The organism is Phormidium sp. FACHB-1136 (assembly GCF_014697375.1).
In the GTDB taxonomy this organism is placed as follows: Bacteria; Cyanobacteriota; Cyanobacteriia; order Phormidesmidales; family Phormidesmidaceae; genus Nodosilinea.
In genome coordinates this window covers 1-13,344 of record NZ_JACJRS010000129.1, presented here as the reverse complement: position 1 = coordinate 13,344, position 13,344 = coordinate 1, and the positions used below count along the sequence as shown (strand labels likewise).

Annotated in this window: 12 protein-coding genes and 2 pseudogenes; 5 read left to right on the top strand and 9 right to left on the bottom strand. The window is 53.7% G+C overall.

All coding sequences use genetic code 11. The features are described 5' to 3' along the window. The 5 genes and pseudogenes from H6G62_RS23845 to H6G62_RS23825 all read right to left on the bottom strand — a co-directional run. Positions 1 to 323, bottom strand: a pseudogene (locus H6G62_RS23845) (IS1 family transposase); the annotation flags it as partial. A 419-nt stretch (positions 324 to 742) separates the two neighbouring features. Beyond that, on the bottom strand, positions 743 to 1,861 hold the full coding sequence (locus H6G62_RS23840; protein ID WP_190499861.1) for a PD-(D/E)XK nuclease family protein: 1,119 nt from the start codon (positions 1,859 to 1,861) through the stop codon (positions 743 to 745). Between the two features lie 7 nt (positions 1,862 to 1,868). Further along, positions 1,869 to 2,213: a XisI protein gene (locus H6G62_RS23835; protein WP_190499859.1), complete on the bottom strand. Its 345-nt coding sequence runs from the start codon at positions 2,211 to 2,213 to the stop codon at positions 1,869 to 1,871. Further along, on the bottom strand, positions 2,201 to 2,617 hold the full coding sequence (locus tag H6G62_RS23830; protein ID WP_190499857.1) for a XisH family protein: 417 nt from the start codon (positions 2,615 to 2,617) through the stop codon (positions 2,201 to 2,203). The genes H6G62_RS23835 and H6G62_RS23830 overlap by 13 nt, the downstream gene beginning before the upstream one ends. Positions 2,618 to 2,626: 9 nt before the next feature. Then, the gene (locus H6G62_RS23825; RefSeq protein ID WP_190499855.1) at positions 2,627 to 5,227 is read right to left on the bottom strand and encodes a DNA polymerase III subunit alpha; all 2,601 of its coding nucleotides are present in this window, start codon (positions 5,225 to 5,227) and stop codon (positions 2,627 to 2,629) included. Between the two features lie 295 nt (positions 5,228 to 5,522). On the opposite strand from H6G62_RS23825, the gene H6G62_RS23820 reads away from it, so the two are divergent. Continuing rightward, on the top strand, positions 5,523 to 6,272 hold the full coding sequence (locus tag H6G62_RS23820; protein WP_190499851.1) for a DUF554 domain-containing protein: 750 nt from the start codon (positions 5,523 to 5,525) through the stop codon (positions 6,270 to 6,272). Here H6G62_RS23820 and H6G62_RS23815 read toward each other — a convergent pair. Both H6G62_RS23815 and H6G62_RS23810 read right to left on the bottom strand, forming a co-directional pair. Next, positions 6,269 to 6,820, bottom strand: coding sequence for a GUN4 domain-containing protein (locus H6G62_RS23815; RefSeq protein WP_190499849.1), 552 nt, complete (start codon positions 6,818 to 6,820; stop codon positions 6,269 to 6,271). The genes H6G62_RS23820 and H6G62_RS23815 overlap by 4 nt on opposite strands. A 9-nt stretch (positions 6,821 to 6,829) precedes the next feature. After that, complete coding sequence (locus tag H6G62_RS23810) at positions 6,830 to 8,380, bottom strand: GUN4 domain-containing protein (protein WP_190499847.1); 1,551 nt, start codon at positions 8,378 to 8,380, stop codon at positions 6,830 to 6,832. Positions 8,381 to 8,880: 500 nt separating this feature from the next. Between H6G62_RS23810 and H6G62_RS23805 the strand changes: the two genes are divergently transcribed. The 3 genes from H6G62_RS23805 (at position 8,881) to H6G62_RS23795 (ending at position 11,760) form a co-directional block, all read left to right on the top strand. Continuing rightward, positions 8,881 to 10,359: a glycosyltransferase gene (locus H6G62_RS23805; RefSeq protein ID WP_190499845.1), complete on the top strand. Its 1,479-nt coding sequence runs from the start codon at positions 8,881 to 8,883 to the stop codon at positions 10,357 to 10,359. A gap of 604 nt (positions 10,360 to 10,963) precedes the next feature. Continuing rightward, the gene (locus tag H6G62_RS23800; protein WP_190499843.1) at positions 10,964 to 11,146 is read left to right on the top strand and encodes a hypothetical protein; all 183 of its coding nucleotides are present in this window, start codon (positions 10,964 to 10,966) and stop codon (positions 11,144 to 11,146) included. 362 nt (positions 11,147 to 11,508) lie between these two features. Next, on the top strand, positions 11,509 to 11,760 hold the full coding sequence (locus tag H6G62_RS23795; protein WP_190499841.1) for a hypothetical protein: 252 nt from the start codon (positions 11,509 to 11,511) through the stop codon (positions 11,758 to 11,760). Positions 11,761 to 11,792: 32 nt separating this feature from the next. On the opposite strand, the gene lepB is transcribed toward H6G62_RS23795, so the two are convergent. Together lepB and H6G62_RS23785 are read right to left on the bottom strand one after the other, a co-directional pair. After that, on the bottom strand, positions 11,793 to 12,413 hold the full coding sequence (gene lepB, locus H6G62_RS23790; RefSeq protein ID WP_190499839.1) for a signal peptidase I: 621 nt from the start codon (positions 12,411 to 12,413) through the stop codon (positions 11,793 to 11,795). A gap of 213 nt (positions 12,414 to 12,626) precedes the next feature. Continuing rightward, positions 12,627 to 12,761, bottom strand: a pseudogene (locus H6G62_RS23785) (transposase); the annotation flags it as partial. A 389-nt stretch (positions 12,762 to 13,150) separates the two neighbouring features. On the opposite strand from H6G62_RS23785, the gene H6G62_RS23780 reads away from it, so the two are divergent. Then, a partial coding sequence (locus tag H6G62_RS23780; RefSeq protein WP_199325204.1) for a hypothetical protein occupies positions 13,151 to 13,344 on the top strand: 194 nt, incomplete at its 3' end.

Here is a 13,344-nt window from a genome sequence, read left to right as displayed (position 1 = left end):
AACGTCACCTCACTCCCCTCAGGCGCAGGCGGTGACCACGCCTCACCCTGTCGCGCTAACCGTTCTTCCCACCGTAGAATCGTGGCATGGGACTTGTGGTACACTCGCCCCGTCGCCCGCACTCCCATCCCTTCGCTACGGCTATTGAGGGCGTATTCAACCACAGTAGACGGCGTCCTCAGGCGAGCCATCGGGGTTCCGGTGCGTTCGTTAAAGTTGTGAGCGCAACGGCGGCAGCGATAGTACTGCACGATCTGGTTATCGTGCAGACGACGGGTTCCATTCTTGACGACGGTTTCGCTCTGGCAGTGAGGGCAACGCATAGGCCAATGACGCTCTACTCGTACATTCTAGCTGTCATCCTTGAAATGACCAGTGCCGACTATCTAAGAAGGTTACAATTACGCGCATCCCTTCAGAGGCAGTCGGTTCTTCGAGTAGTTCTATTTTGTCGTTGCGATAAATCCCTTCAATGGATTGAAGCATAACTGTAATCTCTTTACACTTCTTCCATAGTTCGCGTTGACTGCCAACGCAGCAAAGACAAAAATTCTGCCAATTCAACTAAACCTTCTGCCTCTTATTGTTCAGCTATAGAAAGATCATGTCCTTCATCTTGGCAATCTATAAGTAACTGCAAGCGATCCTGTACAGCTTGCGGTAGCTGAAATTGCGTCAATTCTATTGGTATTTCGACGATTTCAGTCCTTGGGCTTGATCAACTCTATTTTGTCCACTCATCTCAAGGCTCCTGTACACTTTCTATATCATTATCTGATGCTGCGACCCAAGGTAGTTCAGGATATGATTGCCTTATTGTTCGCCATTCATCTAATGATTCCAGAAGAAAATTCTCAATTGAGGCCACATGATCCTCTGTTGCCAGAAAATCTCGTATACTTTTCTTCCATGAAATGCCTGACCAAACACCTGGCACATCTAAATTATAGGATTTCCAGTTGTACTGGATACAGATTTCTTTCATCTTTTTAGTGATTTCTACTCTAGTGGGAGAATTAGGTGCAACCAGTATTTCTAGGCCAAGAATGGGATATTCTGATATGTCCGTTGTTTTGAGAAAAAAGCCTAGGTTGGATGCCATCTTCCCCTGAGGCATCCAGTTACCCATTGTGTAGTGACCATACTGACGCATTCTCATGAACGCTTCACGCTTTCTATAGGCCAAACTTCTGCGATCTTCAGATACCTTCTCAAATTCATGAACTAGCCGTTCCCACATGACTTGATCCATTAACTCAAGTGCTGAAGGAAAGTTTGCTAGTGCCAGTATGTTGCTCGAAGAAAACTGGTTGTTTTGCGCCATTTGGTATTCCTTCATAAAAGTAGTGATTTCTTGTTTGAGTTCAGAATCTGGTTGCGTGAGCAAGAACTGATAAAACTGATGCCATCGCAACTGCTGAAACTTAACATCGGATTGTGAGATATTTTGAAAAACATAGGATTCTGTCTTTGGTTCAAAATTCCTGGTGATATATACCAGATGTTTGTATCGATATCCAGTCAGAGAATCTAGGATTTCAGCGTAGTCGGGGAGTTGATTATAGCCTTCGGATGATCCTATCTTGCTCTCAATAAATACAAGATCATAGCTTTCACCATTCGATAACTCGATTACTATATCAGGACGCTTTTCGTCACCCGTGACAGGGTGTTTATAGGTTTTCTGAGTGACGACACAAGCTTCTACGTAATTGCTCGACTCTAGAACATGGCTATAGTTGAGCCAGGAAAAGAGTAGATCTTTGTTTTCGCACAGAACGTAAGCAACAATCTCAGTGAAGAAATCCTCAAGAGGAACATTGCCTTTATGAAGTTTAAGAAGCTGCTTAAAAAGAGCCATAATCCTCTTAGGAGGCTATTGCAAAATCTGTGTACTGTCGCATTTTGGGTTCATGGAAGGCTAAAACAATATCCTCTTTAGGGACTCCCATCTGGATTAAATCTGTCGCGACACCCTCTTCAGTCAAGTCCTCTTCAATCCAGATTTTACCATCGCGGATACGAACATAGATGGTCATACCCGCAATTCGTTCTCCCTTTTGCCAACCCAAAGCCATCCAAATATAGTGACCTCTTTCTTCATCCAAAATCAACAACTTCTCAACGTTAGGATCAGGATGATGATCGCAAATTTCCGCGTGTTTCGTCAAAATCGCCTTAAGAATCTGAGGGTACTTGATTAGTTTATCCATTGCTCGATTTCCTCCGCATCCAGGTTTACAACGATGATAGGTAGTTGGTGCTTTTGAAGAATAAGCTGGGCAAAATCTTGAGCAAATAAGGTTTTGTGTGTTGCTGTGCTAATGGCAATGTATAGCTTACGGTCTGGGGCTATTTCCTCTAAAAGATAGCGATAAATATCATATTGTCCTAGAGCTTCTTTCAAATCCTGGATTTTAGAGGCACCGACAAAACTTTTGACCTCTACAACCAATCGTCGGCCACTTCGTTCAGCCGCAATTGGGCGTTCAGCCCCAAGGTCGGCATAGAGAGTAGTTCTGCGATATTGAATGACGTAGGGATCATCGGTAATTGTCCAGCCATCCCGAATGAGGGCGTTTTTGACGGCATCGTGAATGATGTCTAGCCTGGGCATAACATGGCCTCACGCGCACCGCAGCACCTTGGGCCAGGGGGCTTCAACTTGCTTCAAGTCTAGCCCACGCTGAAAGATTTCGTCGATGGGCAGCATTTCTCCGGTGGTGGTCATAAATTGGTGGTCGGCGGTGGCGCGGATGGTGGTGCCGTCGTCAAGGTGGTATTCAAACACCTCTTGTTGGCCGCGAGGGTGCCATTGGGCGATAGGTTGGGTATAGACAAAGCCGTGCTCATCCACACTAAAGACCTGGCAGGGGATGCGTTTTTCTACAATTTCGCCGATGGTGAGGGGGCCATATTCCACGGTGAGCAGTTCGGTGTCGGCGCTGAGGCAGTATTCGGCGAACTTCACCATTTGATCCCAGAGTTCTTCGGCCACCTTTTTGGGAACGCCACGCTCGACCGCACCGCCGACGAAGTTTTCCTGGTGCTTCAGCATTTCGGACATTTTCTTTTTACCCATGGCCCGCCGCAGCAGGTCGGCTTGGCCGAGGGAGTAGCCGCCCATGTCTTGAGCAATTTTCATGATCTGCTCTTGGTAGACCATGATGCCGTAGGTTTCGCTGAGGATGGGCTTGAGAATTTCGTCGGCGAAATCGATTTTTTCGCGCCCGTGTTTGCGGTCAATGAATTTGGGAATTAGGCCCGCATCCAGTGGCCCCGGACGGTAGAGGGCAAGTACCGAAGAAATGTCTTCGAGACCGGAGGGTTTGAGGTCGCGGACAATCTGGCGCATTCCGGAAGATTCGAGCTGAAAAACACCGCCGAGATCGCCTTTTTCTAGTAGCTTAAAGGTGGCCGGATCGTCCATCGGTAAATCGTCGGGGTCGATTTTGATGCCGTGGGTAGACTCGATGAGATCCAGGGTTTTTTGGATCATGGTGAGGTTTTTGAGGCCCAAAAAGTCCATTTTTAAGAGACCTAGGGCTTCTACATCTTCCATGTAGTATTGGGTGATGACCTGGCCGTCGTTGTTGCGTTGCAGGGGCACAATTTCATCCAGGGGATCTTTAGAAATCACCACCCCAGCGGCGTGCATCCCGAAGGTTTTGTTGGTGCCTTCGATGCGCATGGCCATGTCCACCCAGCGGCGAGTTTGGGGGTCTTTGTCGTACTTTTCTTTGAACTCCGGGGCGGGGGTGTCGTCGGAGATCATCACCTTCAGTTTGGCGGGTTTGCCACGGGCGACGGGGATTAGCTTCGCCATCCGGTCGGATTCGGCGTAGGGAATATCCAGCACGCGGGCCACGTCCTTTAGCACCGCCTTGGAGGTCATGCGGTTGAAGGTGATGATTTGCGCTACTCGGTCTTCGCCGTAGCGGCGAGTGACGTATTGGATCACTTCCTCGCGGCGGTCGATGCAGAAGTCGGTGTCAATATCCGGCATCGACTTGCGTTCGGGGTTGAGAAAGCGCTCGAACAGCAGGCCGTGGTGGATAGGGTCGATGTTGGTGATGCCCATGGCGTAGGCCACCAGGGAACCCGCCGCCGAACCGCGCCCTGGGCCGACGGGGATGTTGTTGTCGCGGGCGAAGCGGATGTAGTCCCACACCACCAGGAAGTAGGTGGGGAAGCCCATCTGGATCATCATCTCGATTTCGTATTCGAGGCGATCTCGGTAGTCCTGGCTGATCTCGTCGTAGCTGTTGGCCTTCATCCGTTTGATTAGCCCTTCCTTGGCGACGTGCCCCATGTAGGCTCCGGCATCGTCGTTAAATTCGGGCGGGATGGGAAAATCGGGAATGCGGGGCTGGCCGAGGATGCCCTTATACTCTTCCACCTTGTCGGCCACTTCCAGGGTGTTGGCGATGGCCTCTTCGATCACCTCTGGTTCCAGGTGATCGCGGAACAGCAGCCGCATTTCGTCGGCGGATTTCAGGTATTCCGTGCCGCTGTAGCGAAGGCGCTTGTCTTCCGTCAGCAGCTTGCCCGTCTGGATGCAGAGCAGCGCGTCGTGGGCCTCCACATCGTTACAGGAAATGTAGTGGCTGTCGTTGGTGCAGATGATTTTGATGTCGAGTTCACGGGCGATTTTGAGGATCTCCACGTTCACCACCCGGTCTTCAGGGGAACCGTGATCCTGGAGTTCCAGATAGTAATCCTCGCCAAAGAGATCCTTGTACCACTGGGCCACCCGCCGTGCCACATCGGGCCGCTTCTGCAAAATCGCCTGGGGTACTTCCCCACCCAAACAAGCGCTCGTGACGATCAGCCCCTCACGGTACTGCTCCAGCAACTCCTTATTAATACAGGGGCGCGAAAAAATCCCCTTGCCCTGCACCCCCTGGAGGTGGGAAATCGTCGTGAGTTTGACCAGGTTCTTATACCCCTGGGTATTTTTCGCCAGCACCACCTGGTGATAGCGGGGGCGACGCTGCTGCTGGGTGATGTCGCCGTTGATGATGTACATCTCGTTGCCGATAATCGGCTTCACATCCGAGCCTTTGCAGACCTTGATTAGCTCAATCGCGCCGTACATCACCCCGTGATCCGTCAGAGCCAGGGCGGGCATCCCCAATTCCTTGGCCCGTTCCACTAGGGGCGTGAGCTGGCTGGCCCCGTCGAGCAGGCTGTAGGCGCTGTGGATGTGGAGACCAACAAAGGACATGGCAGGATGTTTTTGAGTAGTACTATGTTACTGTTTTTATTCTCGAGTTTCTAGGCCAGAGATGTTAAAAAACAGCCTCACTGCCCCTAAGGGTAGCGGATTTGGAGGGCTACATCTAGCGAATAAGTCATAACGATAGGTTTTGATCCCCCTAGATACAGTGTTTTAGGATCCCGGATGGCCATGGCTGGCGTATGCTAGGCTGTATCCTCTTTTTTTCGGTGGCCTATCGCCTCGTAGCGGATAGTGTCTGCCCGTGCCCTTCATTAGTTTTCCCTGTTCCAAGGACGTTTCTATGCTCAGCCTGTGGGCCAAAACCAGCGGCACCTGGATTAATGTAGCCACGGTGATCGCGGGAACCAGTTTGGGGCTGTTGTTGCGTAGCCGTTTGCCCCGTGCCATGCAGCAGGTGATTACCCAGGCCGTGGGGTTGATGACCCTGGTAATTGGGGTGGCCATGGCGGGCAGTTTGTCTGCGGTGCAGGTTGGCCCCCTAGACGGCATTATTTTGGCGCTGCTGGTGATGGTGGCGGGGGGGCTGCTAGGGGAATGGGGCCAAATTGAAAAACGCCTGGCGGGGTTGGGAGACTGGCTAAAGGCCCAGGTGAAGGGGGGTGGCCAGTTTACCGAGGGCTTTGTGGCAGCGAGTCTGCTGTTTTGCATTGGCCCCATGGCGATTTTGGGCAGTCTTAACAACGGCTTGTCGGGGGATAACACCCTGCTTACCCTCAAGGCCACCATGGACGGACTGGCCTCCATTGCCCTGACGGGGAGCTATGGGGTGGGGGTGGGGTTTTCGGCCCTCAGTGTGCTGGTGGTGCAGGGCAGTTTGTCGCTGCTGGCCAGTGTGTCGGGGGCGGCGATTCCCGATCCCGATACCAACCCCTACATTCTGCTCATTACAGGCATGGGGGGGCTGATGATCCTCGGCATTGGCTTGGGCCTCTTGGAAATTGCCCCGATTCGGGTGGCCTCCTTTCTGCCCGCCTTGGTGCTGGGGCCATTGGTCATTGCCCTGTTTAGGCTATGGTCGGGGATGGTCTAGGGCATCTGGCTACAGCGAGCCATCCGCAGCATCAGGGCATCCAACCGGGCCAAATCGGCAAAACCACCGCCGCGCCCGGTGCCAAAACCTCCGGTACGAAGGGATTCTATCCAGGTCATCCGCCAATACCAGAGGGCGGGTAGATGCCCAGCGGGAGCCTCTAGACTGAAGTTGAGAAAGTCGTAGAACTTGAAAAAGGCTAGGGGCCGGGGCACCGTCACCATCAGCCAACCCACCGCCTGACAAAAGGGATGGGGATTCACGGGGCTAAGGCTGGCCGGGTCAAAGGTTTGGTCGAGGGCTTGGTAGATGCGCTGCTGCACCGAAAAGCCAAACTGCCCCTGGCTGGCATTCACCCACAGCCAGTCCATATGGTGCAGCAGGCCACAGGGCATTTGGGCCAGGTCGATGGGGGCGAGGCTACCCTCCCGTTGGCGGTTGGCCGCACCGAGCAGAAGGTTGTAGGTCACTTGGTCGGCGGCTTGCCACTCCTGGCCATGGAGCAAGGCGGCAAGGTCGGTCATCGTCCAGTCTTGGGGGGATACCACACGGCCTCCTTAGGGGCGATCCATCTGGGGTAGGGTGGCCTCGTGGTCGTGGTTGAGAGCCATCATGGGCATGGAAGGGGGTGGCCCACCCACGGGTAAGCATTTTTCTAGGTGCAGGAAGAAGGCTTCTACCACCGACTCGCTGACGTTGTAGCCATTTTCTAGGCTAGGGCAGCACCAACGCCAGGTGGGCAGGTGACCAGAGGGGGCATTGCTACTAAACTGTAAGCTTTTGTAAGGCTTAATGCCGCCCGTGAGGCTCAGTCGAGAACCGCGCCAATCGAGGGCGCGGAGAAAATCGACCGGACGACGATCCACCTGAAGATACACCTGCTCCTGGGCCTTGAAGCCAAAGCGACCGTTGCTGTAGCGGATCCAGAGGCGATCAATGGTAGTTAGGTCAACACAGGGCAACTGTAGAATCGCGTCGCGATCCAAGGGTTCCATGTTGTGCCGTAGCGCCTTGAGGATGACGTTTTCCGTTTCCTCGTCGGCCTCGCGCCAACGCTGCGACCACAACAACTGCCGCAGACGACCATAGTCAATGCCCAGTGCCGACTGAATCGACCCATAGATTTCACTGCGCACCGCCTCTTCGATCCGCAGGGCTTCCTCGGCTTCGATGTCCCACAAACGGCGGGCCTGTTCTAAACGACCGCGATCAAAATCTGGCGGGTAGAGGGTGGTTTGCATGGCTTGGCGCAGCATATCGCGGTATTGACCGAGGTTTTGCTGGCGTTCGAGGGCTTGATCGTGGTACTGATCGCGAAATTCCGCCTGCTGAGCAGATTGCCGGGTGGCCTCGGTCTCGGCTTGCTGCTGTTGACGAATCGTTTCGGCCTGTACCTGAATGGTGGTGAGCTGATCTTGGTACAAGCGCTGTGCCTTGGCTAGGGGCAGCCCTAGATTTTCCGCTAATTCCGCCAGAGTGGCCCAGGTCTCCTCAGAAAGAGGGTTTTGGCGGGTCAGTTCCTCCAACAACGCCTGATTAAAGTAGCGTTCCTTTTCTGCCAGGGTTTGGTAGGGGCCAAGGACTTCCGCCTTGAGGGCTTGGGCCTCCTGTTCCGACAGCCCTAGACGCTGACGCAACGCCTCCAAATTGGCCTCCTCGGCGGGGGAAAATTCGCCGTGGCTGTGGCCGTAGGTTTGGGCCTTCGCCAGGTACAGGCTTTGAGGATCCACCATGTCCTCGGCCAAGCGGACAATCTGGGCCAAATCCTCCGCCTCCCGGGTCGTCATTTGCACCGTCACCACCCCGTAGCGAACGTCTACCTGCGTCAGTTGGGGATAGTCCTCTAAGCGATCACACAGCCGCCGCACCACCCCCCGCAGCCGATCCGCAGGAATTTCAAACCTCACCCCCAGCCAGCGGTCTTGCTGAAATGGTCCCTCCCCCTGGGGTTGACGCAGCACCTCCATCGCCAGCCCCCCCAGCCCACTGAGGGCACGCAAATCCGCCTGGAGGTACTGCACCTCCGTGGTGGCCTCCTCTAGGGAAAGATTGGCATCCACCAACTGCACCACAAACCCCAACCGGGGTCGATTGATCGCCTCTAACATGGGCATTGGCCCTGGAATAGCAAGGACTAGCCACAGTTATACCAGTCCAGCCCGTCCCTGGAGGAGAACTGGCTACGGTTGTCGGTAGTCCTATTTCGTACAGGCTAGAGAATAATCAGGCGACCCTAGAGACCTTACGGCAGTAGATTGCTGTTTTTGGCTGTTTTTTCTCTGACCCGTAGATTAATGCACTACCCGGTTGTCTAGGTTCGGGTTCAGGCTGGCCCCAGGTGGGGATCAAAATCGGGTAGCATAGCCTCGGATTCGATGACATCTCTAGCGACCTCACCAGAGCACAAACACGATCTCCTGACATGATGCGCCCTCACCCCCAACCCCTCTCCCAGAGCGGGAGAGGGGAGCCGGAAGCACTTCAAAGTCCCTCTCCCAAATTGGGAGAGGGCTTTAGGGTGAGGGCTGGATCTTGGCCCAAGGGTGGGCTTGTCATCTACTAAGCCTCGGATTCGATGGTGGCTCTGCAATTTCTCTGGCGACCTCCCATGCGGCAAACCTTTTCCTCCGATTCGGTGATTCCCTCCCCCAAGGCCAGCTTTCAGCGGGATCTAAAAACCTATTTCGAGGAATTGGCCCCAGATCTACTGACCTGGCAGCGGCGTAATCGCTACTACTACCACGACCTCGCCCGGTTACATCGGTTTATGGTGCCCCCCGGCAGCCGGGTGCTGGAAATTGGCTGTGGGGGCGGAGATTTGCTGAATGCCGTGGCTCCAGCGGTGGGCGTTGGTATCGACTTTGCCCCAGCCATGGTGGATTTGGCCCGCCAGCGTCACCCCAATCTCGCCTTTTACCCCCTCGATGCCGAACAGCTTGATCCGGCCCACCTCGCCCCCGATCACCGCCAGTTCGACTACATTCTGATCTCCGGCGTCCTCGGCTACCTGGGGGATATTCAGGCCGTCTTGCAACGGCTGCGACCCCTTTGCCATCCCCATACCCGCCTCATCCTCACCTTCCACAACTACCTGTGGGAACCCGCCCTGCGCCTCGCCGAACGCCTGGGCCAGCGCTGCCCCCAGCCGCCCCAAAACTGGCTGGGCATGGACGACGTAGTCAACCTACTCACCATCACCGGATACACCCCTCTGAAGCGAGGCCGACGCCTCCTGTTGCCCAAACGACTGATCGGCCTCAGCGGCTGGGTGAACCGCTACCTCGCTCCCCTGCCCATCCTCAAGCACCTCTGCCTAACGAACTTCGTGGTGGCTCGTCCCCAGCCAGAACCCTCTCGCGTAGAACCCCTCACCTGTTCGGTGATCATCCCTGCCCGCAACGAATCCGGCAACATCCAGGCCGCCATCGACCGATTACCGCCCCTAGGCGACGCCACCGAGGTCGTCTTTGTGGAGGGCCATTCCCAAGACGACACCTGGGCCACCATCCAAACCGTGGTCGCCCATGACCGAGGGCCGCTCAAACTCAAGGCGGTTCAGCAAACGGGCAAAGGAAAAGCCGACGCCGTGCGCCTAGGGTTTGACCAAGCCAGCGGCGATATTTTGATCATCCTCGACGCCGATCTCACCGTTCCCCCCGAAGACCTGCCCCACTTCGTGGAGGTGCTGCGATCTGGCCGAGGGGAATTTGCCAACGGATCGCGCCTGATGTATCCCCGATCCAAGGTGGCCATGCCCTGGCTGAACACCCTGGCCAACAAAACCTTCGCCCAGATGTTCTCCTTTTTATTAGAGCAACCCCTCAAAGACACCCTCTGCGGCACCAAAGTCCTCTGGCGCACCGATTACGAGCGCATCGCCGCCGGACGCACCTACTTCGGCGACTTCGACCCCTTCGGTGATTTCGATCTCCTGTTCGGGGCCGCCAAACTCAACCTCCACATCGTCGAAGTGCCCATCCGCTACCAGCCCCGCACCTACGGCAGTTCCAACATCGCCCATGTCAAAGAGGGTCTAGTGCTGCTAAAAATGTGCCTCTACGCCAGCCGCAAACTCAAGTTTTGGTAGCGCTAGAACACTGGGAGCCACAGGAATAAGTATTTATACACGAGTATTTGTCCATGTACACCTATAGGTGAGGCCGTATGCATGGTCATAGGTATTTATGCATGAATCCTAAGGCCGACGGATGAACATTCCTAAAAGCAGATTACCCCTATCAACCACCGTCTAGAAAGCGGTCGGCAAACCGATAAAGAGATAAGTATTTATGCAGATCGATGCATAAAATCAGATAAGCATTTGTGCGGATTAGACCCTGAAAGACTCCGTTCATCCAGGCCATCATCTTCATCAAACCCTTGCCAGATCAAGAATACAGCATGAGTATTTGTGCTTGTTTTTGTTATCTGAGAAGGCAAGATGCAAAAGTTACATAACTTAAATTAACCTTTCGCTGACGATAGAATTTTCGTTCCCGCCTAGGCTTTATCGGCCTTCCAGGGGCTTTTAGGTCAGTTTTTTCGAGTCATAGGATCTCAATTCGTTTTGTCTCTATACATTCCCTTAAATTACTTAATAAAAATCCCATGAAGGAGATGATAGGATTCTCCTAACGAAGCCATAAGCTTTTCTTCATTATTGCTAGTCGATATTCCTGGAGTGTGTAGCCATGTCTGACAATTCCGTAGCCATCAAGCCCGATACCCGCAACCACAAAGGCTTCTTTGTGCAGGATGGAGACTACAACCTGGTCAGCATTGATGCCTCTGGTTGGGCGCTCATCTGCGTGGACGACGCCGTTTGCCACTATGTTGATCCCGACAACCTGCTGATGCCCCAGGAACAAGATTAAGCCGCCCTCGGTGATGTCATGATCTAGGTCGGCTAGACCTGAATTCTCTGAGAATAAATACTTAATTCATTCCCTGAGAAACTGTCCCGTCGATTGTGATCCCAACGTTATTAAGCGTTATCCAATGAGTCTTAGGGGGTATCCCCCAGAGGCGACCGATTGTTGAAAAAGCTGCATAGGACTCAATTGGCTGGTTCCAGAGTGAATCGGCCAATTTGTTCTGGGGCTAGCCAGTTCAGCGAGGGGCTGAAGCCGCATCTGCCTAAAATCGGCGATGACGATCTAGATCGGCTGAAAGCTAAAATCAACTACACTAAAAACCAACCACACGAAAATACCGTCGATACCTTGCCCAAATTGCCATGAAGGACATCATTTCGCGCACGATTAGCTGGATTTTAGTCGTAGACCTAGGGCTGGTGCTAGTGGCCTTTGCCTGGTTTATGGCGGCGGTGGTGGGGCGCAGCATGAACCTCAATTTGGGCCTAGACCTCTGGTACTCCCTCTGGAACCCACTGATTTTGCCCGCCATTAGCGTGTTGATGGCCGGAGCCATTGCCAGCGGCGTGGTGGGATGGATTGGACGCAAGTTTGGGTCAGATCCTAGCCTTTAGGGATCCGTAAAGAAATAAGCTCTCGATAGCGCTTACTCCGTATCGAGCCAGCCGATGCGACTGGGGGGCCAAAATCGCACAGCCGCTCTACCAATAATATTTTCACCCGGCAAAAAGCCCCAGGCATGACCGTCGTAGCTACTGTTGCGGTTATCGCCTAGCACGAGGTAATGATCCTCAGGTACCTGCTCTGGCCCCCATTGATACTCAGGCGGGGCACTGATGTAGTTTTCCTCTAGGACTTCGCCATTAATAAAAACCTGGCCGTCGCGGATAGTCACTTCTTCACCAGGCAGGCCAATCACCCGTTTGATGAAGGCATCGCGACGTTTGCCGGGAGGGGTGAGGCTATCGGGGGGCCAAAAGACAACGATATCGCCCCGTTCCGGCGGGTTGAAGCGATAGCTAATTTTTTCGACCACTAGGCGGTCGTTCACCTCCAAAGTGGGCAGCATGGATCCGGAGGGAATGTAGCGGGCCTCAGCGACAAAATGACGAATACCAAAGGCCAGCACTACACTGAGGCCAATGGTTTGCATGACTTCCACCCAAGGATTAGGGGCGGCGACGGGTTTCTTGTCGGGAGAGTTGGACAATGCTGGCTCAGGGGATAGGTTGTTTTTGGGCGGAGTGGGCTTGGGCACGGCGGGCATGGCAACAATCTCTGGGCAATCATCGGCTTAGGGAATCGTGAACCAGCACGTCCCCACGACCGAACCATCGGATCGTGGAGACAGCCCACCCGGAACGATGTTTCGATCATACCCATAGATGTTAGCAATGGGATAAAGTTGCCTGAGATGTTTCTGGAGCCAGTGATTCGCCGTAGATCGGCCAACGGCGGGCGAAGGTGGTATAGATCGCCTTGCCGCTTGGTAGATGGGCTTGAGGTCAGCGACGACAACTGTTCGGTCTTTCCAGGGCACGTCGCGAAGGCAATTCCGAATTAGATGGACGATGCACAACTGCACTTGGGTGTCGGGATAGACGGCTTCAATGGCCCGTGCCGCAGTCACCATGACGCTCTCAGATTACTTCATCTAAGTTAACACTTGCCGCTGACGGAATCCCCCAGTCGCCGTAAGTCAGCGCTGTCGCGAAGTAGACCACCGCTAGGTTGAGTAATTTTGCGGAGGGTTTTATTTTTTGTCTATGAGGAAGTCCGGCTTGCGAATTGTGGAAAGCTTTATCTATAACGAAGGGGAATGGCTATTTTAGGTATTCAGCCACCGCACGACCATTCCACAACGGCTTTCACTCAGATGTTGAGCATTAGTGCTTAATTATACAAAAAGTCGATTATTTTGAGGAGATCTCATTCATTAGCCAACGTAACGACGATGCACCAGGGCTTGAAAACATAATGGCGTTAAGAATATTGAAAGCGTAAATGGCTGAACCATACTGCACTCAACAGCAACTAGAGGCTGCCCAAGGACAGATTCAGCGCCTCTCCCAACAGTTAGCGGCTGAACGAGATGCCGCTGGTCAGGCCCAAGCGCAACTGCGCGATCAGCTTGAGCAACAGCAACAATACATGACCCAGCTTGAGGCCAACATTCAGCGGTTTCGGTGGATTATCAA

What these genes read in the sequence shown, in the direction of transcription:
- H6G62_RS23825 (WP_190499855.1), bottom strand. Translation starts at nt 5,227, where the DNA reads ATGTCCTTTGTTGGTCTCCACATCCACAGCGCCTACAGCCTGCTCGAC.
- H6G62_RS23805 (WP_190499845.1), top strand. Translation starts at nt 8,881, where the DNA reads ATGCGGCAAACCTTTTCCTCCGATTCGGTGATTCCCTCCCCCAAGGCC.
- H6G62_RS23820 (WP_190499851.1), top strand. Translation starts at nt 5,523, where the DNA reads ATGCTCAGCCTGTGGGCCAAAACCAGCGGCACCTGGATTAATGTAGCC.
- H6G62_RS23800 (WP_190499843.1), top strand. Translation starts at nt 10,964, where the DNA reads ATGTCTGACAATTCCGTAGCCATCAAGCCCGATACCCGCAACCACAAA.
- H6G62_RS23840 (WP_190499861.1), bottom strand. Translation starts at nt 1,861, where the DNA reads ATGGCTCTTTTTAAGCAGCTTCTTAAACTTCATAAAGGCAATGTTCCT.
- lepB (WP_190499839.1), bottom strand. Translation starts at nt 12,413, where the DNA reads ATGCCCGCCGTGCCCAAGCCCACTCCGCCCAAAAACAACCTATCCCCT.
- H6G62_RS23795 (WP_190499841.1), top strand. Translation starts at nt 11,509, where the DNA reads ATGAAGGACATCATTTCGCGCACGATTAGCTGGATTTTAGTCGTAGAC.
- H6G62_RS23830 (WP_190499857.1), bottom strand. Translation starts at nt 2,617, where the DNA reads ATGCCCAGGCTAGACATCATTCACGATGCCGTCAAAAACGCCCTCATT.
- H6G62_RS23810 (WP_190499847.1), bottom strand. Translation starts at nt 8,380, where the DNA reads ATGTTAGAGGCGATCAATCGACCCCGGTTGGGGTTTGTGGTGCAGTTG.
- H6G62_RS23835 (WP_190499859.1), bottom strand. Translation starts at nt 2,213, where the DNA reads ATGGATAAACTAATCAAGTACCCTCAGATTCTTAAGGCGATTTTGACG.